This is a genomic window from Mameliella sp. LZ-28 (assembly GCF_012274245.1).
GTDB classification, from domain to species: Bacteria; Pseudomonadota; Alphaproteobacteria; order Rhodobacterales; family Rhodobacteraceae; genus Antarctobacter; species Antarctobacter albus.
Map to the genome: position 1 here is coordinate 51,847 of NZ_JAANYX010000004.1, position 20,239 is coordinate 72,085.

The window sequence follows — 20,239 nt, forward strand, 5'->3', positions numbered from 1 at the left end:
ATGGAGGGGTGCATGGGGATCAGATCCATCGAGCGGGCTCTGCAGGTCCTGCAGGAGATGAACATGCAGCCGCATTCCTCGATCGCCCGCCTGCATGAAAAGACCGGGCTCCCCAAGCCGACGCTTGTGCGGATCCTCAAGACGCTCGAGGAGGCCGGTTATGTCGAAAATGACAAGCGGATCGGCGGCTACCAGGTCAGCGCTCTCGTGAGTTCGCTCAGTTCGGGCTATCACAAGGAGCCGTTGATCGTCGAAGCCGGACGCTCCTGGGCAATCGCGCTCACGCGCAAGCACCACTGGCCGGTTTCCATTTCTGTGCTGGACCGCGACGCGGTGGTCGTGCGCTTCAGCACGGTGCCTGACAGTTCGATGTCGCCGTTCCACACCACCGTGAACATGCGGTTGCCGCTGATCACCCGGGGCATGGGGCTGGCCTACCTCGCCTTCGCCCCGGAAGAAGAGCGCGATCTCATCTTCGACATGCTGCGCAATTCCAACGACCCCGAGAACGCGCTGGTGCATCACCCCAAGGAACTGATGAACCTGATCGAGACCGTGCGGGCACAGGGCTACGCCACGCGCTCTGCCGGGGTGGAGCCGCAGAACTCCAACACCATCGCTGTGCCGATTTTCACCGCGGGCGGTCGCATCATCGCGAGCCTCGGGCTCACCTATTTCACCTCTGCCTTCAAGGCCCAGGCCGACGCCTGCGCCCGCTACGCACCGATTCTGCAGCGCACCTCCGAGGAAATCACCCGCGATCTCGTCCGCCTCAGCGCCGCCCCCTGACCTGCCACCGTTTCGCCTGTCGGAACCGGCCCGCCGCGCGTTTGTCCGCGTGCGGGCAACGTGGAAAAACCGCGCAAAACGCAGACGGAGGACAGGCTGTGAACTCACCGAAAACAAGATTCAGGGATGCCTTCCTGAACGGCGAAACCCTGATCGGGAGCTTCCTGAAGATCGCCAACACCCAACCGGCCGAGATCCTTGGCGCGGCGGGCTATGACTTTGTGGTGGTGGACGAGGAACACGCGCCCTTCTCCCGCGAGAGCACGGACCGCATCATCCTCGCCTGCAAGGCCTGGGACATCGCCGCCCTTGTTCGGGTGCAGGGACCGGCGCCAGAAATGATCCTCAGCGTGCTCGACTGCGGCGCTGACGGCGTTCTGGTCCCGCATGTCGACTCGGCCGACAAGGCGCGAGCCGTGGTTTCTGCCGCCCGCTACGCGGGGGGCGCCCGAGGGTATTCCCCGACGACGCGCGCCGGCGGGTTCGGCGGCGCCCGGATGCAGGCGCATACCGAGGCTCAGGACGCCCGCGTCACGGTCATTGCGATGATCGAGGATGTCGCCGCCCTCGATCACCTGGACGAAATCATGGCGGTCGATGGCCTCGACGGTATCTTCATCGGGCGCGGCGACCTGACCGTCGCCATGGGCCAAAGCTCCGGAACCGCCGCCCCCGTGGTGGAGGCCGTGGGCATGATCACCGACGCCGCCCGCCGCGCCGGCAAGGCAATCTGCGTGATGTCCTCCAGCGCCTCCGACATGCGGTCGCTCGCGGCGCAGGGAGCGACCGCCTTCATCACCTCTTCCGACCAGACCCTTCTGAAATCCGCTGCGGCACAGGGCCTCGAAGAGGCCCGCGCCGCCCTTGCAAGCACCTGAGGCCCGACATGTACGACAAGAAAGACCCCCGTTCGACCCTCGCCTCTTCCGCTTCGGCCAAGCCGAAGACCGGCCTGATCGCCGAGGAACAACTCGGCCTCTTCTACCAAGAGGAGCCGCAGATCAACGACGAGACGGGCAAGACCTGGTTCCTGCGCGGCCACAACTTCGTCCTGGCCTATACCGAGGCACAGCCCGGCGCCACGTTGCGGCGTACCGGCCAGGCCGACGAATACGTCGCGATCTTCCCCACCGCCGGCGCGGCGATCGAGGCAGACACTTCCGCCCGCGTCGCGCCCCTGAGCCTTGCCATGATACCGCCGGGCGACAGCGCGATCACCCTGCCCGAGGGCGGACCAGTATACCGGCTCTTCACCACCCGGTCGCAGGATCTCGTCGATCTCTGCCCCAATGCGCACGCCTATGATACGCCCCGGACCCATGTGCCCGACTTCGCCCCCTGGCCGGAACCGCCCGAAGGCCTGACCCTGCGCACCTATTCCTATGACGTGCCTGCCGAGGACGGTCGCTTTGGGCGCATCTTCCGCTGCACCACCTTCATGCTGAACATGCTATACCCCTACGATGGCCCGCGTGATCCGTCCAAGATGTCGCCGCACCACCACGACGATTTCGAACAGTTCTCGATCCTGATCGAAGGAGAGTACGATCATCACCTGCGCTGGCCTTGGACAACCGACATGGCCGACTGGCGCGAGGACAAGACCCATCACGTCGGCGCGCCCTCGGCTCTGGTCATCCCGCCGCCCGTCATCCACACGAGCCGCGCCTGCGGTGCCGGGACCAACAAGCTCATCGATGTCTTCTGCCCGCCGCGCGAGGATTTCAGCGCCAAACCGGGTTGGGTGCTCAACGCCGCGGATTACCCGGTCGACCAAGACGCCTGACACAGCGTTCGCCAGGGACGTGTTGCGCCCCGCGCAATCGACCCTGGCTTTCCGATCGGCGCCGGCATCTGGCAAATACCAAAGCAGCCCACGGGCGGCACGGATCGCTGTCCGTCTGACTTGATCCCTCGATGCAATGGGACGCGTCGCCTTTCCGTCTTCGGATTCTTCGCCAAGAAGCGGACTACTCGTTAGTTACCTTCCTCATCGGCTTCGTGACCGGTCCGTCGGCAGAATTGACGTTCCGCCAGGGCGTCGTGCCCGTCAGGCCAGGCTGTCCAGCAACTGTTGGACTGCCGCGCGGTAGCCCGCAAAGATCGCGTCCCGTTCTCGGTGCTGTCCTTCCGTGACCATGTGTCGTCCTGCGGACCAGACATCGGTGACGACGTCATCCTTTGCGGCGAAGGCGAGGCCGTCGATCAGGGCGTGCCGCGACAGGGTGCACAACGCCGGGCGCTGGCTGTCGACCGCCACGAGGTCGGCAATGCGACCGGGGGCGATCTCTCCGCCGTTGCGGTCCAGGGCCTGCGCTCCACCCCGGGCCGCGCTTTGGTAGAGGAACTCTCCGACCGAGCCCTGTCCGGCGATCATCACGTTGCGGCCTGTGTCGCGCAGCCGCTGCGAGTATTCCAGCGTGCGCAACTCCTCTGTCAGCGAGATGTTGATATTGGAGTCCGAGCCAATTCCGAAGCGGCCACCGGCCGCGATGTACTCCGGGCCGTTAAACGGCCCGTCTCCGAGGTTGGCCTCCGTAATTGGGCAAAGCCCCGCGACGGCATGCGTCGCGGCCATGTCCCGCGTCTCGGCCGAAGTCATATGGGTCGCGTGGATCAGGCACCAGCGTTCATCGACCGGCTGGTTGTCGAGCAGCCAGGCCACCGGCCGCGCGCCAAGCCAGGCCTCGATGTCGCTGACTTCGCGCGGCTGTTCGGCGATGTGGATATGGATCGGCCCCTGACCGTGCACTCCGACGACACGGGCCAGGTCCTCGGGACAGGTGGCGCGCAGAGAATGGGGCGCGATGCCGATCCGCGCGTCGGTGGGCAGGCCGCGAAGGGCGGTTGCGGCGCGTTCCGTCAGGCGCAGGAACCTGTCGACGTCGTTGCCGAAGCGTCGCTGTCCGGCCGCCAGCTCCACCTGCCCCGCACCACCGAATGTGTACAGCACGGGCAGGTGTGTGAGACCGATCCCGGTGCGGGAGGCCGCGGCGAAGATCCGCTCCGACAGCTCGGCGATATTGTCGTAGGGTGCGCCGCCGGGCTGGTGGTGAACATAGTGGAACTCGCCCACGCTGGCATAACCGGCTTCCAGCATCTCGACGTGGACCTGCGCGGCGATGGCCTCGATCTGGTCGGGCGTCATGCGGTCCATGAAGCGATACATCAGGTCGCGCCATGTCCAGAAGCTGTCGCGCCCCGCCTGTCGGAATTCCGTCATCCCCGCCATGGCACGCTGGAAGGCATGGCTGTGCAGGTTGGCGAGCGCAGGCAAAAGCGTGTCGACGCAGGAGTCATCGGCTTCGGGCCGCACCTCTGTCTCCACCCGGACAATTGTCCCGCCTTCGACAGTCAACCGGACATCAGTAGCCCAGCCCTCAGCCAGGAGCGCCTGCTTTGCATGTATCACGACCTTATCTCCACGCTTATATATTTTATGTCTAGACATATAAACGGGGCAACGCTAGGAGAAAAGCAGAATTTGGAGGTATCCCGGATGACTGAAGCAACCAAGCTGATGACCAACCTGACCGCCGCCACGCTGGTCGGCGACGCCCCCTATGGATTGATCCAGGATGCTGCCATCGCGCTTGAAGGTGGGCGCATCCGCTGGGTCGGGCCGCGTGGCGACCTGCCGTCAGAGCTGGCCGGGGCCAAGGCCGTCGACATGGGCGGGCGGCTGGTTACACCGGGGTTGATCGACTGCCACACGCATCTTGTGCACGGTGGCAACCGTGCTGCGGAATTCGAGATGCGTCTGAACGGAGCAAGCTACGAAGAGGTCGCGCGCGCCGGGGGTGGCATCGTTTCCACCGTCAAGGCCACCCGGGAGGCTAGCGAAGACGCCTTGCTGCAAGATGCCCTGCGCCGGGTCGATACGTTGATCGCCGAAGGGGTGACCACGCTCGAGATCAAGTCGGGCTACGGGCTGGATGTCGAAACGGAACTCCGGATGCTGCGGGTGGCGCGTGCGGTCATGGCCAATCGACCGGTGCGGGTAAAGACATCTTTCCTGGGCGCCCACGCCGTCCCCGCAGAGTACATGGACCGCGCCGATGCCTATATCGACGAGGTCTGTATCCCTGCATTGCGGGACGCCCATGCCGAGGGGCTTGTCGATGCGGTCGATGGGTTCTGCGAAGGCATTGCCTTCTCGCCCGCGCAGATCGCGCGCGTTTTCGATGTCGCCCAAACATTGAATATCCCCGTGAAACTCCATGCCGAACAGCTGTCCAACCTTGGTGGTGCGGCGATGGCGGCAGGCTACGGCGCACTGTCTGCCGATCACATAGAATATCTCGACGAAGCCGGCGTGGCCGCAATGGCCAAGGCCGGTACGGTCGCAGTGCTGCTGCCCGGCGCCTTCTACACGCTTCACGAAACACAGATGCCGCCGGTGCAGGCCCTGCGCGATCATCATGTTCCCATCGCCCTGGCCACCGACGCCAACCCCGGCTCCTCGCCGCTGACGTCCTTGCTGCTGACCCTGAATATGGGCTGCACATTGTTCCGCCTGACACCGGAAGAGGCGCTGCGCGGCGCCACGGTAAACGCCGCCCGGGCGCTGGGGCTTTCCGATGTGGGGACCATCACGGCGGGGCAACGCGCCGAACTGGCGGTGTGGGATATCGCGCATCCCGCAGAGCTTTCCTATCGCATCGGTTTCAACCCACTGCATTCCCGCATTTTCGGAGACCTTGCATGACAAGCATGACCCTGACCCCCGGAGTCGCGACCTTGGTCGACTTGGCCCGGGTCTACCACGATGAAGCCAGCGTGCGGCTCGATCCGACCTGCCACGCCGGCGTCGCGCGCGCCGCGGCACGGATCGACGCGGCGGCCAATGGCGACGAGGCGGTCTATGGCGTGAACACCGGTTTCGGCAAGCTCGCCTCTGTCAAGATAGCGGCATCGGATACCGCGACCCTGCAACGGAACCTGATCCTGTCGCATTGCTGCGGCGTCGGTGCTCCGATCTCGCGGCGCCACGCGCGGTTGATGATGGCACTCAAGCTGCTGTCCCTCGGGCGCGGCGCCTCGGGCGTGCGGCCGGAACTGATCACGCTGATCGAAGAAATGCTGGCGCGCGGCGTCACACCGGTGATTCCGACCCAAGGCTCTGTCGGGGCCTCGGGCGATCTGGCGCCCCTCGCCCATATGGCCGCCGTCATGATGGGCCATGCCGAAGCCGAATACGAGGGAGAGACCCTGGCCGGTGGCGAGGCGCTGAAGCGCGCCGGGCTGACCCCGGTGGAACTGGGGGCCAAGGAAGGGCTGGCGCTGATCAACGGCACACAGTTTTCCACCGCCTTTGCGCTGGCAGGGCTGTTCGACGCCTGGCGGGCGATGCAAGCCGCGCTTGTGACCTCGGCCATGTCCACGGATGCGATCATGGGGTCGACCGCACCTCTGCAACCAGAGATCCACACCCTGCGCGGCCATTCCGGACAGATCGAGGCGGCGGCAACCATGCGTGCGCTTCTCGAAAACTCCGAGATCCGCGAGAGTCACCGCGAAGGCGACACCCGCGTGCAGGACCCCTATTGCATTCGCTGCCAACCGCAGGTGACGGGTGCCGCCATGGACATGCTGCGCATGGCCGGACGCACGTTGGAAATCGAGGCCAACGCCGCAACCGATAACCCACTTGTGCTGACCGAGGCCGGGCTGATCGTGTCGGGCGGAAATTTCCATGCCGAGCCGGTTGGCTTTGCAGCCGATATGATCGCGCTCGCGGTGGCCGAGATCGGGGCCATCGCACAGCGTCGCATCGCGCTGATCGTGGACCCGACGCTGAGCTTCGACCTGCCGCCGTTCCTGACGCCGAATCCGGGGCTGAACTCGGGCCTGATGATCGCCGAGGTGACGACGGCCGCCCTGATGAGCGAGAACAAGCATCTCGCCAATCCGTGCGTAACAGATTCGACCCCGACGTCGGCCAACCAGGAAGATCATGTCAGCATGGCGGCTCATGGCGCGGTGCGGCTCGGTCGGATGGTTGCCAACCTCGACCGCATCCTGGGCGTCGAACTGCTGTGTGCCGGTCAGGGCATCGAATTCCGTGCCCCTTTGCGGACGAGCGCTCCGCTGACGGCGGTGCTGGATCGGTTGCGCCAGACCGTCCCAGCACTGACCGACGACCGTTACATGGCCCCCGACCTGGAACGCGCAGCCGATCTGGTGCGCTCCGGCGCCTTGCAACAAGCTGCGCAAACGACAATGCCGGAGTTGGGCGCATGACCCCCGTCGAGATCACCCGCGGCGCAGGCCCCATCGTCCTTGGCCTGCCGCATACCGGAACCTGGGTGCCGGACGACGTGCTGAAGAGTCTGAACGACCGCGGACGCGGTCTGGACGACACGGATTGGCATATCCACACGCTCTACGACGACCTGCTTCCCGGCGTCACCACTGTGCGTGCCACTTTCCACCGCTATGTCATCGACGCCAACCGCGATCCCTCTGGGCAGAGCCTGTATCCCGGTCAGAACACCACCGGCCTCGTGCCGCTGACCGATTTTGACGGGCAGTCGATCTGGCACATGGAACCTTCCGAAGCCGACATCGAGGCTCGGCGGCTGGCGTTCCACGCGCCGTACCACGCCGCCTTGCAGGCCGAACTGGACCGGGTACGCGCCGAACATGGTGTTGCAATCCTCTACGATTGCCATTCGATCCGCAGCCACATCCCCTTCCTGTTCGACGGGATCCTGCCGGACTTCAACATCGGGACGAATTCGGGCGTAACTTGCGATCCGTCCATCGAAGCCGCGGTGACGGGCATCTGCGATCGTGCGGAAGGCTACACCTCGGTCCTCAACGGACGGTTCAAGGGCGGCTGGACCACGCGGCACTACGGCCGCCCCGCAGACGGCTATCACGCCATTCAGATGGAACTGGCGCAATCAACGCACCTGACCGCAGAAGCCCCGCCCTGGAGTCTCGACCCGGCCAAGGCCGAAAAGCTTCGCGTTCCCCTGTCCGAAATTCTGACATCACTGGCCGATCTGGCCCCGACCCTTGGAGGCAAACGATGACCAATCCTCGTCACAACATCCGCGACGTCTTTCCCGCCACCGGCCCCGAGATCACCGCGAAAAGCTGGCTGACCGAAGCGCCGATGCGGATGCTTATGAACAACCTGCACCCCGACGTGGCGGAAAACCCGCACGAACTGGTGGTCTATGGCGGGATCGGCCGCGCTGCGCGCACCTGGGCGGATTTTGACATGATCGTCGCCAGCCTCAAGGATCTGGAGGACGATCAGACGCTTCTGGTTCAATCCGGCAAGCCTGTTGGCGTCTTTCGCACCCACAAGGATGCGCCCCGCGTCCTCATCGCCAATTCGAACCTCGTTCCGAACTGGGCAAACTGGAAACATTTCAACGAGTTGGACAAGAAGGGCCTGGCAATGTACGGTCAGATGACCGCCGGCTCGTGGATCTATATCGGCTCTCAGGGCATCGTTCAGGGCACCTATGAAACCTTCGTCGAGGCCGGGCGTCAGCACTACGACGGCAATCTGACCGGGCGCTGGATCCTGACCGGGGGCCTTGGTGGCATGGGGGGCGCACAGCCGCTTGCCGCCGTCATGGCAGGGGCCTGCTGTCTTGCCGTTGAATGCGACGAGACCCGCGCCGATTTCCGCCTGCGCACCCGCTATGTGGATGCCAAGACTCACAGCCTCGATGAGGCGCTGGAGATGATCGACCGATGGACCAAGGCCGGCGAGGCCAAGTCCGTGGCCCTGATCGGCAACGCGGCGGATGTCTTTCCGGAGCTGGTCAAGCGTGGCGTGCGTCCCGATATCGTGACAGACCAGACCTCGGCCCACGACCCGATCCACGGCTACCTGCCGCAGGGCTGGACCGTCGCTGAATGGCGGCAAAAACAGGAAAGCGACCCGGAAGCCGTGGAAAAGGCCGCGCGCGCATCCATGAAGGTGCATGTGGCGGCGATGGTCGACTTCTGGAACGCCGGCGTGCCGACGCTGGATTACGGCAACAACATTCGGCAGGTGGCGCTGGAGGAAGGGCTGGAGAACGCCTTTGCCTTCCCCGGTTTCGTCCCAGCCTATATTCGCCCGCTGTTCTGCAAAGGCATCGGACCGTTCCGTTGGGCCGCACTGTCGGGTGACCCGGAAGATATCTACAAGACCGACGCCAAAGTGAAAGAGCTGGTGGATGACCCGCACCTGCACAACTGGCTTGACATGGCGCGCGAACGCATCAGCTTCCAGGGTCTGCCCGCGCGGATCTGCTGGGTTGGCCTGGGTGTGCGGCACAAGCTGGGTCTCGCCTTCAACGAGATGGTGCGCAACGGCGAACTGAAGGCCCCGGTCGTGATCGGCCGCGACCACCTCGACAGCGGCTCGGTCGCCTCGCCCAACCGCGAGACGGAGGCGATGAAGGACGGCAGCGACGCAGTATCCGACTGGCCGCTCCTGAACGCGCTGCTGAATACCGCTTCGGGCGCGACATGGGTTTCGTTGCACCACGGCGGGGGAGTCGGTATGGGCTTCAGCCAGCATTCCGGCATGGTGATCTGTTGCGATGGTTCCGAAGACGCTGATCGCCGGCTTGCCAACGTGCTGTGGAACGATCCGGCCACCGGCGTCATGCGCCACGCCGATGCAGGCTATGATATCGCCAAGGATTGCGCGAAGGAGCACGGGCTGAACCTGCCCGGCATCCTCTGACGCCAAACCCGCATCGCCGCGGTCAGCCGATCGCGGCGATGCTCAGTACTTCGTGGTCATTCTGTGGCCGCGCCGATGGGTCAGCCGAACCAGCGTGATCGCCTCACCCTGCAACCAGGTCGTGCGTTCGGTGCGAAACAAGGCATTGCCTGCAAAACAGCCCAGGTGATCGGCAAGATCCTGGGTCGCTTCGATAGCCATGAAGCTGATCTCGGCATTGGAGAATGGAATCTCCGACAAGAGCCACTCATTCGGGCCGCTTTTCGAAAAATCCGCCGTCAACACGCTGGGCACGATTTCGGGGTTTATCCAGCGCTCTTCGTGCTGGTAGGGGATCCCGTCTGCCCAATGCATACAAACGACACGCACCACTTGCTGGCCCTGCGCCAAGGACAAACGCCCCCTCAACCAGTCCGGCACCTCCTGCAGCGTCCGGTCGATCAGCGCATAGCGGTATTCCGCTCCTTGCGCCTCGATTTCCTCGCGTACGATCGGAATCGAAAACCTCGCCTGGCGGATCGGTGCCATCCGGACACGCGTGCCTGCCTTCCGTTTGCGCTCGATGATGCCCTCGTCCGCCAATTCGCGCATCGCTCGATTGACCGTGGCACGGGCGCAGCCGTATTTTTCCGCCAAGTCCATCTCGTTCGGCATCAGGCTGCCGGGTCGCATCACGCCACGCGCGATTTGATCGAGAAGGTCCGCTTTGACATCCTTGAAGGTCACGGTCATTGGCAATGCCCCTTTATCACTTCAGCCAATCTAACCAATAGACCAACCTAACTATCTGATCTTCGGGTATACAGATTACTGTAGACCTCGATAATGATATACATAATGAAATAAGAGTAGACAATAGGACCGGATCGTGTCGCCAATCCTGAAGATCATACTGTCCCGTCTGGCCATGGGTGTTCTGACGCTGCTGATCGTGAGCGTGCTGATCTTTTCAGCCATCGAACTGCTGCCCGGAGACATCGCGACGGAAACTCTTGGCCAGTCCGCCACGGAAGAAACCATCGCCGCGTTCCGGGAACGCTTCAACCTGAACGACCCGGTCCACCTGCGCTATCTCTATTGGCTGCGTGACGCGGTGCAAGGCGATTTCGGCGTGTCCCTTGCCAACCAGCGTCCGATCTCCGAACTGATTGCCGCACGCGCCGGGAACACCTTTTTCCTGGCTGCCTATGCCGCGTTGATCGCGGTACCGCTGGCGATCGTGCTGGGGATGATGGCCGCACTCTATCGAAACTCGGCCTTCGACAAAGGCGTATCGGGAGCCACTCTCGCCGCGATTTCCTTTCCCGAGTTTTTCGTGGCCTACATCCTCGTCCTGCTGTTTTCAGTCATCTTCGGCTGGTTTCCCAGTCTCGCCAACGTCGATGCGTCTACGGGGCTCGGTGAAAGGCTCTACCGCACCTTTCTGCCCGCTCTGACCCTGACGTTGATTGTGGTCGCGCACATGATGCGCATGACCCGCGCCGCGATCATCAACCTTCTGGCCCTACCCTATATCGAGATGGCGCATCTCAAGGGGATGCGGCGCTGGCGGGTCATAGCGGTGCATGCCCTCCCCAACGCCGTGGCACCGATCATCAACGTCGTCGCGCTGAACCTTGCCTATTTGGTGGTGGGTGTCGTTCTGGTCGAAGTGGTTTTTGTCTATCCGGGACTCGGGCAGCTTCTCGTGGATGCGGTGTCAAACCGCGATGTGCCGATCGTGCAGGCGGCCTGCCTGATCTTCGCGGCCACTTATATCCTGCTGAACATGACCGCCGACATTCTGTCGATTATCGCCAACCCCCGTCTTCTGCATCCGAGGTAACCGACATGACCAAGCTGATGACCAGACTGGGCGACGCCCCGCTGTCCGCTTGGATCGGGATCGTGATCGTCACGCTGATCGCCCTGACCGCAATTTTCGCACCGCTGCTTGCGCCCTTCCCCGAGGTTGAGGTCGTGGGTCCGCAATACAGCCCATGGGCGGCGCCCCATTACCTGGGCACGGATGCGCTGGGGCGGGATGTACTGTCACGAATGATCTATGGCGCGCGCAACACCGTAGGCATCGCGCTTCTGACCACGGCGCTGGCCTTTCTGCTGGGCGCAACCTTCGGATTGCTGGCGGCAACCCTGGGCGGCTGGTTCGACATGATCGCAAGCCGCGTGGTCGATGTGCTTATGGCCATCCCCGCGCTGATCTTCGCCCTACTGGTTCTGACGATCACGGGCACCTCCGTTTTTGCCCTTATCCTGGTGATCGCGGTGTTGGACAGCACCCGCGTCTACCGCCTGTCGCGTGCAGTGGCGCAGGGCATCCTGACGATGGACTATGTCGAAGTCGCCCGGATGCGCGGTGAAGGGCTGTTCTGGATCATACGGCGCGAGGTGCTGCCCAATGCCGCAGCACCGTTGATCGCCGAGTTCGGGCTGCGGTTCTGCTTTGTCTTCCTGTTCATCTCGGCCCTGTCCTTTTTGGGACTGGGGCTGCAACCGCCTATCGCGGACTGGGGCGCGATGGTGCGCGAAAGCGCCAAGCTGATCTCGTTCGCGGATTTTTCCACTTGGCAGACGGCCACCTTCGGATTGGCGCCGCTGCTGCCCGCGGGCGCCATTGCGCTGCTGACCGTATCCGTAAACCTGATTGTCGATTGGGTGCTGCATCTGGCCAGCGGCCTGGAGGATTGACCATGACAGACACGTCGGACCTTTTGCTCGATATCCGCGACCTGAAGATCGAGGGCCGTTCGGGCGGCGACTGGCAACCCATCGTCAAGGGGGTCGGCCTGACGCTGAAACGCGGAGAGATCCTGGGCCTGATCGGGGAAAGCGGCGCGGGCAAATCCACGCTGGGACTCGCGGCCATGGGCTATACCAAGTCCGGTTGCCGGATCGCCGGCGGATCGGTGAAACTCGACGGGCAAGAGCTTGTCGGCGCTCCCGCCGAACGCCTGCGCCAGTTGCGCGGTAAGAGGATCGCCTATGTGGCGCAATCCGCGGCGGCCGCCTTCAACCCGGCATACCGCCTGATCCGGCAATACAGCGAAGCCCCGGTAAAGCACAATGTCATGTCCCGGCAGGAGGCCGAACGCGATGCGATCGCGCTATACCGCGAGATGCAATTGCCCAATCCGGACGAAATCGGGTTCCGCTATCCCCATCAGGTCTCGGGCGGACAGTTGCAGCGGGCAATGACCGCAATGGCCATGTCCTGTCGCCCGGACCTGATCATCTTCGACGAACCGACGACAGCTCTGGACGTGACCACACAGATCGAAGTTCTGGCCGCCATCCGAAAGGTGGTTCGCGAACATCACACAGCGGCGATCTACATCACGCACGACCTTGCCGTGGTCGCGCAAATGGCAGACCGGGTCAAAGTGCTGCTCAGGGGTGACGAGGTCGAAGAGGCCGAGACAAGGGCGATGCTCTCTGACCCGCGTGAAGACTACACGCGGTCGCTCTGGGCCGTCCGGGATTTCCGCCGCGCTCCGAAATCCCCGGTTCCCGAAGCCGGCCCAATCCTGAAGATACGCGGAGTAGATGCGTCCTATGGCACGCACAAGGTCCTGGAAGGAATCGACCTTGCCGTCGACCGCGGCCAGACGATGGCCGTCGTCGGAGAGAGCGGCTCCGGCAAATCGACCCTCGCCCGGGTGATCATGGGTTTGCTGTCTCCCGATGCAGGCGACGTCGATCTGGAAGGCGCGGCGCTGCCTCCGCTCAACCGCCAACGGCCGAAGGACGTCCAGCGCCGGGTCCAGATGATCCACCAGATGGCCGACACCGCGTTGAACCCGAAGCATCGCATCCGCGAAGTGCTTGGCCGCCCGCTGGAGTTCTTCCTGGGCATGAAGGGCGCGGCCAAGGAAGCACGCATCCGGGAGCTGCTCTCGTTGATCGAACTCGACCCCGACGCCTTCATCGACCGCTTTCCATCGGAGCTGTCCGGCGGCCAGAAACAGCGGGTCTGCATCGCGCGCGCACTGGCTGCCGAGCCGGACTTCATCATCTGCGATGAGGTGACTTCGGCGCTGGACCAGATCGTCGCCGAAGGCATCCTGCGCCTTCTCGACCGGCTGCAGCGCGAAATGGGGCTGACCTATCTGTTCATCACCCACGACCTCGCCACCGTTCGGTCAATTGCCGACTGGGTTGTCGTGATGCAGAAGGGGCGGATCGTCGAACAAGGTCCAAAGGACGAGATGTTCCAGCCGCCACACCACCCCTATACAGAACTTCTGCTGTCGTCGGTTCCCGAAATGGATCCGGACTGGCTGGACGGTGTCCTCAACGAAAGACGCGCGGCCGAGTAACGGCCGCGCGACGGTTCTTTCGGATTGTCTGGTCTTCAGATGTCAACGACGACGCGGCCTTCGGGCCGCGCACAGCAGATCAGGACTTCTCCCGCATCCGGGGCCTGCAGCGGCTCTTCGACATAAGACACCTTGCCCTCCACGAGGGTGCAGCGGCAGGTGTTGCAGATGCCCGAACGGCAGGAAAACGCTGGTTCGAGCCCGGCTTCCTCAGCCAGTTCGAGAATGGTCCGGGTATCGCTGCCCATGTCTGCGGATGCACCGGATTTCGAGAAGACGACCGTGTTTGCGCCTTTCGGGGCTTCGTCGCTTTCGGCGGCCATCGGCACGGTGGCTTCTGTCACGGCCCAAGCGTCCGGATCGGTCAGATTGACCAGGTTCGCAAGCGCCTTTGGCGCGCTGACAGCCGCTTTTGCCGCAGGCGCTCGTTCCGCCGCCATCTTTTCCAGCGAGGTCGCGGTGCCGAAGAATTCGTAGGACACACGGGACCGGGCAATGCCGAGGTCCGACAATAAACGGTACATCGCCACCATGAAGGGTGTCGGCCCGCACATGTAGACCTCGTAGTCGTCCAGCGGCAGCAGCGATTGCAACAGCACCTTGTCGATCAGTCCCTCACTGTCGAAACGGCGCTCTGCCCGGTCGCGATCCGTGGGCTGGCGATGCGCCACATGCAACGTGATCCGGCCATCGGAAGCGTCAGAAAGGGCGCGCAACTCATCGCCCAGGGCCTGAACATCGCCGTTTTCGCAGGCATGGAAGATCCAGACCCGCCGCTTGCTGCGGGCCAGCACCTTTGCCATCGCCAGAAGCGGGGTCAGCCCCACACCGCCAGCCAGCAGCAGAACCGGACGCTCGCTTTGCTGATCCAGGACAAAGCCGCCGCGCGGCGGGGCGATCTCGATCTCCTCGCTTTCCTGAACATGGTCGTGCAGCCAGCACGACCCGACCCCGTCCGGCACCTCGCTGCCATCGGGTGCGCATTCCCGTTTGACGGAGATGCGGTGGAAATCGTCCTGCTGCACGTCGCCCGACAGCGAATAGGTCTTGAGGACCGATCCCTCGTCGGTCGGCACCCGTAGGGTCAGGTATTGCCCGGGCTGCGCCTGCCAGAGCGGGCCGCCGTCGATTGGCTTTAGATGAAACGAGGTAATGATCTCGCTTTCACGCACCCGGGCGATGACCCGGAATTTGCGGAACGCATCAGCCATGTCACGCGTCCATCTTGGCGTCGACCATCCGCTCTTCGGCGATCATCGCCTCAAGCTGACGGCGGAAGCGCAACTGACCCGCGTCGATGCTCAGGTCGATATGGGGCGATTGCTTTTCGGTCATGCCGATCTGGACCTCGTGCAGGACGGCGCGATCCTCTTCAAAGGCACCGCGCACATCGGCGGCCATCATTTTCGACAGCTCTTCGTCATCGGGGCGGACATTGCGCAGCTGGAACCAGTAATAGCGCGTTTCCGTTTCCGAGGTCGGCGTCATGAAATTGTAGCTGTCCATGACAAAGGTCTTTTCGTGCAGCGGCCCGTCCGGCCCGCCCGTCCCCGCCGGGGTAAAGACCGCGCGGATCAGCGCGTGCGAGGGATACCGCACCTCGTAATGCTGGAGGCGGTCGCAATTGCCCTCGAACTCCACCACCTTCTTGTAGAAGGGTGCGGGTTCGTGATCCATCATCCAGCGATGCACGATCACGCCGTTTTCCGTCTTGGTGACGCGCAGCGGCGTGTCCTTGGTCGCGGGCGCGGCGAACGAGCTTTCGTGCACCCAGGCCACATGGCTGGGATCCAGCAGGTTATCGCACATCAGCAGGTAGTTGCACTCGAGCTCCATCGCATCGCCGGAATTGATGCCCCAGTCGGGACTGTCGAAATTCGGGATGTCGATGATTTCCTCTGGGTCAGCCATGGCGGCGTTGCCCATCCAGATCCAGACAAGCCCGTATTTCTCGTGGACGGGATAGGGCCGCACTTTCGCCGCCGAGGGGATGCGGCCGCCTCCGGGCGCCCAGACGCATTGACCGGCGCAATCGAATGTCAGACCGTGATAGCCGCATTCGACCGTATTTCCCTTGATCCGCCCCTTGGAAAGCGGCAGCTTGCGGTGCGGGCAGGCGTCTTCCAGCGCGATGACTTCATTCTCTTCGGTGCGGAAGACACAGATCTTTTCACCCAGTACCTTGATCTGCTGGAGATCCCGCGTAACCTCGGCGCTCCAGGCAGCGACATACCATGCATTGCGTAGAAACATTGGCGACCTCGTCCATTAGATTGGCGTTATTCGCAATATGTCTGATCAAGAGGCCAATAACAGGCAGAAATGATCGAGGATACTTTAGATATCCTGCATGTCGGTCGAGACATCACGGCCCATTGCCATCAACCAGTTCAGAAATTCTCGTGCTTTGGGCTGATGCAACGTCGTCTCGCCCCAGCAGACATAATACGGTTCGGGCATCGGCAAGCTGTCCTCCGCTAGCCGCACCAGCCGCCCGAGTTCCAGGTCGAAACGGGCAAAGGACTGCTGCGCGAGGACAACGCCCTGTCCACCAGCCGCCGCCTCGAGTGCGGAACTCGACAACGAGTGCACCGCCACCGGTTTGAAGGCGGCTTCCTCTAGCCCGTGCGCCGAAAACCAGTCGGCCCAGCGTGGAACCGTGCGGTAGGCCGGGCCCCAGTCGATATCAATCAAGGGCATGTGAAGCAGGCCCTCGACGGACCGCGCCTCGGGATGTTCTTTCAGCAGGGCCGGCGAACAGGCGGGGAAGCAAACATCCGTGAACAGTTTCCGGGCATGGGGAAATCTCTGCGCGATGTTACCGTATGTCAGCCGGAACATTTCGGCCGTCATGTCGGGGTCAGGTTCAAGATGTGTTGCCTCCAGACGCAGCGGCACGTCGCCGAGATGGGACTGGATGTCGTGCAATAGCGGGTTGAGCCATTTCAGTAGCAGCGTCGGCAGGCCCGATACCTTCAGGTCCGCCCCCATCTTGGCACGCTGAACCAGGGTCTGGGCCATTCGCAAACGGTCGAAACCCTCGGTGACCAGCCGGTGATAGGCCAGCGCCTCGTCTGACAGCGCCGCGCGCCGACCGTCCTTGTTGATCACCTTCATCGACAGGTATTCTTCGAGCACCTTGAGTTGCTGACTGATCGCACCGGATGTTACACCAAGCTCCTGCGCAGCCCCGCCAACAGATCCAAGACGTCCGAAAGCCTCGAATGCCTGCAAGGCGCGCAAAGGGGGCAGATAGGATTTCACTATGGTCTTCCTCCAGAAGAATCCGACTCATGTTAGCTGCACTACACAGTATGACAGGAATACTGAGTTGTCCCGGCCTTATGTCACCTCATACGATATTATGAATAGACATATTGACGGACGCAGATCCAAAACCTTCTCTGCAGGGAGAGAAAAATGACCACATCCATCCACCGACGCACATTGCTTCAGAGTGCAGCGGCCGTCGGCACGCTGGGCCTTCTCGGTCTTCACGGCCAGCCCGTGCAGGCGCAGTCCACGCCAAAACAGGGGGGAACTTTCCGCCTTGCTATCAATGACTTCGACAGCGGCGAAACGCTGGATCCGCAGGTCAACGAAAGCAAATTCATGCAGAATTTGCAATACCAGATCCGCAATGCGCTGATCGAAGTCGGACCAGGCGGCGTACTGATGCCGGAACTGGCAACCGAATGGTCGAGCAATGATGATTCGACGGTCTGGACCTTCAAGTTGCGCGAAGGGGTTGAATTCCACAATGGCCAGCCCTTCACCGCCGAAGACGCGGTCTTCTCGGTGAATCTGCACCGTGGCGAAAAGACCATCTCGGTGGTCAAGGCGCTGATGGCCGGCGTGACCGATGTCAAGGCCACCGGCCCGCACGAGATGACCATCACGCTGGAAGGCCCGAACAGCGGCTTCCCGGCCGTCCTGTCCATGGCAGCCACGATCGTGGTACCGGCGGGCACCACGAATTTCGACGAAGGTATCGGAACCGGCGGCTACATCCTGGAAAGCTACGAACCCGGCGTGAAGGCGCGGGTGACGAAGAACCCGAACTACTGGAAAGAGGGCCGGGCGCATTTCGACGCGGTGGAAATCCTGGCGATCCGGGACGTGAACGCACGCACCACTGCGCTGCGCACCGGCGAGGTCGACGCGATGAACGCTGTCGATGCCACCACCGCCCAGCTGATCAAGGCGATGCCCGGGATCGACCTGATCCAGGTGCAGGGCAAGATGCACTACTGCTTCAGCATGAACTTGTCCGAAACCCCCTATCAGGACCCCGACGTGCGTCTTGCCATGAAACTGGCGATCGACCGCGAGGACATGGTGAACAAGATCCTCGGCGGTTTCGGATCGGTCGCCAACGATCAGCCGATCTCGAGCGCCTACCCGAACCACAATCCCACTCTGCCGCAACACAGCTACGACCCGGAACAGGCCCGGGCGCTGATGAAGAAAGCGGGTGTCGAAGGTCACAAGCACGTCCTGCACGCATCTGAGACGCCGTTTGCGGGCGCGGTGGATGCCGCGCAGCTTTTCAGCCGGCACGCCGCGGCTGCGGGCATCGACATCGAGGTATCGCGCGAACCCGAGGACGGCTACTGGTCCAACATCTGGGGCAAGACGCCGTTTTTTGCTTCGCGCTGGTCGGGCCGCGCCAACGAAGACCTGATGCTGACGCAGGCCTATTCGCGCGCCAGCCTGGGCAGCTGGAACGCGACCCACTGGGACAACGACGCCTTCAACACTGCGCTGATCGCCGCGCGGGGTGAAAAGGACGAGGCCAAGCGCAAGGAGCTGTACTGGGAATGCCAGCGCCTCATCCACGAAGACGGCGGCATGATTGCGCCGATCTGGGCTGACATTCTCGATGCGAAGTCGAGCAAGGTCGCCACAGGCGATCAGGTCGCCAGTGATTGGGACATGGACGGCAACCGCGCATCCGAGCGTTGGTGGTTCGCCGCCTGATCCCGACCGGCGGGCCGCCACTCCCCGGCCCGCCACCCCATTGCAAGCGAGGACAGATGACACAGCCCGCCCGCCCGCACGACACGGTTCTCTCCGCTCTCGCACCGGTCTTCGGTGACAGGCTGTCCACGACCCAGGCGGTCCGGGACCAGCATACGGCGCTGGAAAGCTGGTTGCCGCCCGATGCGCCCGATGCCGTCGTCATGGTGCGCAGCACCGAAGAGGTGGCCGAGGTGCTGAAGCTGTGCAACGCGCATGGCGTGCCCGTCGTGCCCTTCGGCGCGGGGTCGTCAATGGAAGGCCAGGTCAACGCGCCGCAGGGCGGGATCAGCCTGGATCTGTCGGGCATGGACAAGGTGCTGTCCGTCAATGCCGAAGACATGGATTGCACCGTGCAATGCGGCGTCATCCGGCAGCGCCTGAACGAGGATCTGCGCGCATCCGGCCTGTTCTTTCCCGTGGACCTTGGCGCCCATGCGACTCTGGGCGGCATGGCGGCGACCCGTGCCTCGGGCACGACGACCGTGCGCTACGGCTCGATGCGCGAACTGGTTCTGGGTCTGACCGTGGTGCTGCCGGATGGCCGCATCGTGAGGACCGGCGGCAGGGCCCGCAAATCGGCGGCTGGCTATGACCTGACCCATCTTTTCGTCGGCGCAGAGGGCACGCTTGGCGTCATCACCGAACTGACCCTGCGGCTGGCGGGCGTCCCCGAGGCGACCAGCACCCTGATGTGCAGCTTCGACAATATCGGTGCGGCGACTGCCGCCGTGGTCACTGCGCTGCAATTCGGGCTTTGCCTGAACCGGATAGAACTGGCGGACGCCGTTCAGATGGCCGCGATCAATGCTCATGGCGGGTCGACCCTGCCCGAAGCCCCGACGTTGTGGATCGAGCTGGCGGGGTCGGCAGCCACGGTGGACCATGATGCCGACGTACTGCGGGACCTGGTTCAGGACGCCGGCGCCACCGGCATGGAGCAAGCCAAGAACGCGGAGGCCGCCGCCGCGCTCTGGCGCATCCGGCATTCGGCGCTCTACGCCTCCCGTGCGCTGCGGCCCGGGATCAAGGGCCTGTCGACTGACGTTTGCGTCCCGGTCTCCGCCCTGCCCGCCTGCATCGAGGGCATCACGGAGGTGGTCCGGTCGACCAGCATCCAAGCGCCCCTGATTGGCCATGTGGGCGACGGCAACTTTCACATGGTGCTGCTGTTCGACCCCGAAGACCCCAACGAAACTGCCGAGGCACGCCATATCAATAGCAAGTTGATCGAGCTGGCCCTGTCTCTTGGTGGCACCTCGACCGGTGAGCATGGCGTTGGGCTGGGAAAGAAAGGCTACATGGCCGCTGAACACGGCACCGCGCTGGACCTGATGCGCGATCTCAAACGCTGTATCGATCCGGCCAATATCATGAATCCCGGCAAGATCTTCGATCTGTGACCAAAGGAACG

General features: G+C 63.2%; 17 protein-coding genes. 12 read left to right on the plus strand and 5 right to left on the minus strand.

Translation table 11 applies throughout. The features are described from left to right. Nucleotides 1-12: 12 nt before the first annotated feature. The 3 genes from G9Q80_RS02940 (at nucleotide 13) to G9Q80_RS02950 (ending at nucleotide 2,575) form a co-directional block, all read left to right on the plus strand. Nucleotides 13-789 (plus strand): DNA-binding transcriptional regulator, encoded by a 777-nt coding sequence (locus G9Q80_RS02940; protein WP_043144430.1) that lies wholly within the window; start codon nucleotides 13-15, stop codon nucleotides 787-789. A 98-nt stretch (nucleotides 790-887) separates the two neighbouring features. After that, entirely contained in the window at nucleotides 888-1,667 is a 780-nt protein-coding gene (locus G9Q80_RS02945; protein WP_088670913.1) for an HpcH/HpaI aldolase family protein, read from the plus strand. 8 nt (nucleotides 1,668-1,675) lie between these two features. Continuing rightward, nucleotides 1,676-2,575, plus strand: a complete 900-nt coding sequence (locus tag G9Q80_RS02950; RefSeq protein ID WP_088716519.1) for a cupin domain-containing protein — start codon at nucleotides 1,676-1,678, stop codon at nucleotides 2,573-2,575. Between the two features lie 264 nt (nucleotides 2,576-2,839). On the opposite strand, the gene G9Q80_RS02955 is transcribed toward G9Q80_RS02950, so the two are convergent. Then, complete coding sequence (locus G9Q80_RS02955) at nucleotides 2,840-4,240, minus strand: formimidoylglutamate deiminase (protein ID WP_088670914.1); 1,401 nt, start codon at nucleotides 4,238-4,240, stop codon at nucleotides 2,840-2,842. 48 nt (nucleotides 4,241-4,288) lie between these two features. Here G9Q80_RS02955 and hutI point away from each other — a divergent pair, with 48 nt between their 5' ends. From hutI to hutU, 4 genes are read left to right on the plus strand one after another with little or no spacing between them, the layout of a single operon-like run. Continuing rightward, a complete protein-coding gene (gene hutI, locus G9Q80_RS02960; RefSeq protein ID WP_088670915.1) occupies nucleotides 4,289-5,497 on the plus strand; it encodes an imidazolonepropionase in 1,209 nt (402 codons plus the stop codon). After that, a complete protein-coding gene (gene hutH / locus G9Q80_RS02965) occupies nucleotides 5,494-7,032 on the plus strand; it encodes a histidine ammonia-lyase (protein ID WP_088670916.1) in 1,539 nt (512 codons plus the stop codon). Before hutI ends, hutH begins: the two co-directional genes overlap by 4 nt. Next, entirely contained in the window at nucleotides 7,029-7,829 is an 801-nt protein-coding gene (hutG, locus tag G9Q80_RS02970; protein WP_088716518.1) for an N-formylglutamate deformylase, read from the plus strand. Before hutH ends, hutG begins: the two co-directional genes overlap by 4 nt. Beyond that, entirely contained in the window at nucleotides 7,826-9,490 is a 1,665-nt protein-coding gene (gene hutU / locus G9Q80_RS02975; protein ID WP_043144437.1) for a urocanate hydratase, read from the plus strand. The genes hutG and hutU overlap by 4 nt, the downstream gene beginning before the upstream one ends. Before the next feature lie 42 nt (nucleotides 9,491-9,532). Here hutU and hutC read toward each other — a convergent pair whose 3' ends face one another. Then, nucleotides 9,533-10,222 (minus strand): histidine utilization transcriptional repressor HutC, encoded by a 690-nt coding sequence (hutC, locus tag G9Q80_RS02980; RefSeq protein ID WP_043144438.1) that lies wholly within the window; start codon nucleotides 10,220-10,222, stop codon nucleotides 9,533-9,535. Nucleotides 10,223-10,358: 136 nt separating this feature from the next. Between hutC and G9Q80_RS02985 the strand changes: the two genes are divergently transcribed. Genes G9Q80_RS02985 through G9Q80_RS02995 form a run of 3 tightly spaced genes read left to right on the plus strand, consistent with a single transcriptional unit; the run spans nucleotide 10,359 to nucleotide 13,806 of the window. Further along, nucleotides 10,359-11,315 carry an ABC transporter permease gene (locus tag G9Q80_RS02985; RefSeq protein WP_043144439.1) on the plus strand — a complete coding sequence of 319 codons (957 nt, stop codon included), beginning with the start codon at nucleotides 10,359-10,361 and terminating at the stop codon, nucleotides 11,313-11,315. Between the two features lie 5 nt (nucleotides 11,316-11,320). Beyond that, nucleotides 11,321-12,178, plus strand: a complete 858-nt coding sequence (locus tag G9Q80_RS02990; RefSeq protein WP_043144440.1) for an ABC transporter permease — start codon at nucleotides 11,321-11,323, stop codon at nucleotides 12,176-12,178. A gap of 2 nt (nucleotides 12,179-12,180) precedes the next feature. Then, nucleotides 12,181-13,806, plus strand: coding sequence for an ABC transporter ATP-binding protein (locus G9Q80_RS02995; protein ID WP_043144441.1), 1,626 nt, complete (start codon nucleotides 12,181-12,183; stop codon nucleotides 13,804-13,806). Between the two features lie 35 nt (nucleotides 13,807-13,841). Here G9Q80_RS02995 and G9Q80_RS03000 read toward each other — a convergent pair whose 3' ends face one another. The 3 genes from G9Q80_RS03000 to G9Q80_RS03010 form a co-directional block, all read right to left on the minus strand. Next, nucleotides 13,842-15,017 carry a 2Fe-2S iron-sulfur cluster-binding protein gene (locus tag G9Q80_RS03000; protein ID WP_088716517.1) on the minus strand — a complete coding sequence of 392 codons (1,176 nt, stop codon included), beginning with the start codon at nucleotides 15,015-15,017 and terminating at the stop codon, nucleotides 13,842-13,844. Nucleotide 15,018: 1 nt separating this feature from the next. Then, nucleotides 15,019-16,059 carry an aromatic ring-hydroxylating dioxygenase subunit alpha gene (locus G9Q80_RS03005; protein ID WP_043144443.1) on the minus strand — a complete coding sequence of 347 codons (1,041 nt, stop codon included), beginning with the start codon at nucleotides 16,057-16,059 and terminating at the stop codon, nucleotides 15,019-15,021. Between the two features lie 84 nt (nucleotides 16,060-16,143). After that, complete coding sequence (locus G9Q80_RS03010; RefSeq protein ID WP_052244654.1) at nucleotides 16,144-17,070, minus strand: LysR substrate-binding domain-containing protein; 927 nt, start codon at nucleotides 17,068-17,070, stop codon at nucleotides 16,144-16,146. Nucleotides 17,071-17,226: 156 nt separating this feature from the next. Between G9Q80_RS03010 and G9Q80_RS03015 the strand changes: the two genes are divergently transcribed. Further along, entirely contained in the window at nucleotides 17,227-18,786 is a 1,560-nt protein-coding gene (locus tag G9Q80_RS03015) for an ABC transporter substrate-binding protein (RefSeq protein ID WP_043144445.1), read from the plus strand. A gap of 56 nt (nucleotides 18,787-18,842) precedes the next feature. Continuing rightward, nucleotides 18,843-20,228: an FAD-binding oxidoreductase gene (locus G9Q80_RS03020; RefSeq protein ID WP_088716516.1), complete on the plus strand. Its 1,386-nt coding sequence runs from the start codon at nucleotides 18,843-18,845 to the stop codon at nucleotides 20,226-20,228. Nucleotides 20,229-20,239 lie beyond the last annotated feature (11 nt).

Coding starts and splice junctions, on each gene's coding strand:
- G9Q80_RS02940 (WP_043144430.1), top strand. CDS start 13: ATGGGGATCAGATCCATCGAGCGGGCTCTGCAGGTCCTGCAGGAGATG.
- G9Q80_RS02950 (WP_088716519.1), top strand. CDS start 1,676: ATGTACGACAAGAAAGACCCCCGTTCGACCCTCGCCTCTTCCGCTTCG.
- G9Q80_RS02955 (WP_088670914.1), bottom strand. CDS start 4,240: ATGTCTAGACATAAAATATATAAGCGTGGAGATAAGGTCGTGATACAT.
- hutI (WP_088670915.1), top strand. CDS start 4,289: ATGACTGAAGCAACCAAGCTGATGACCAACCTGACCGCCGCCACGCTG.
- hutH (WP_088670916.1), top strand. CDS start 5,494: ATGACAAGCATGACCCTGACCCCCGGAGTCGCGACCTTGGTCGACTTG.
- hutG (WP_088716518.1), top strand. CDS start 7,029: ATGACCCCCGTCGAGATCACCCGCGGCGCAGGCCCCATCGTCCTTGGC.
- hutU (WP_043144437.1), top strand. CDS start 7,826: ATGACCAATCCTCGTCACAACATCCGCGACGTCTTTCCCGCCACCGGC.
- hutC (WP_043144438.1), bottom strand. CDS start 10,222: ATGACCGTGACCTTCAAGGATGTCAAAGCGGACCTTCTCGATCAAATC.
- G9Q80_RS02990 (WP_043144440.1), top strand. CDS start 11,321: ATGACCAAGCTGATGACCAGACTGGGCGACGCCCCGCTGTCCGCTTGG.
- G9Q80_RS02995 (WP_043144441.1), top strand. CDS start 12,181: ATGACAGACACGTCGGACCTTTTGCTCGATATCCGCGACCTGAAGATC.
- G9Q80_RS03000 (WP_088716517.1), bottom strand. CDS start 15,017: ATGGCTGATGCGTTCCGCAAATTCCGGGTCATCGCCCGGGTGCGTGAA.
- G9Q80_RS03005 (WP_043144443.1), bottom strand. CDS start 16,059: ATGTTTCTACGCAATGCATGGTATGTCGCTGCCTGGAGCGCCGAGGTT.
- G9Q80_RS03015 (WP_043144445.1), top strand. CDS start 17,227: ATGACCACATCCATCCACCGACGCACATTGCTTCAGAGTGCAGCGGCC.
- G9Q80_RS03020 (WP_088716516.1), top strand. CDS start 18,843: ATGACACAGCCCGCCCGCCCGCACGACACGGTTCTCTCCGCTCTCGCA.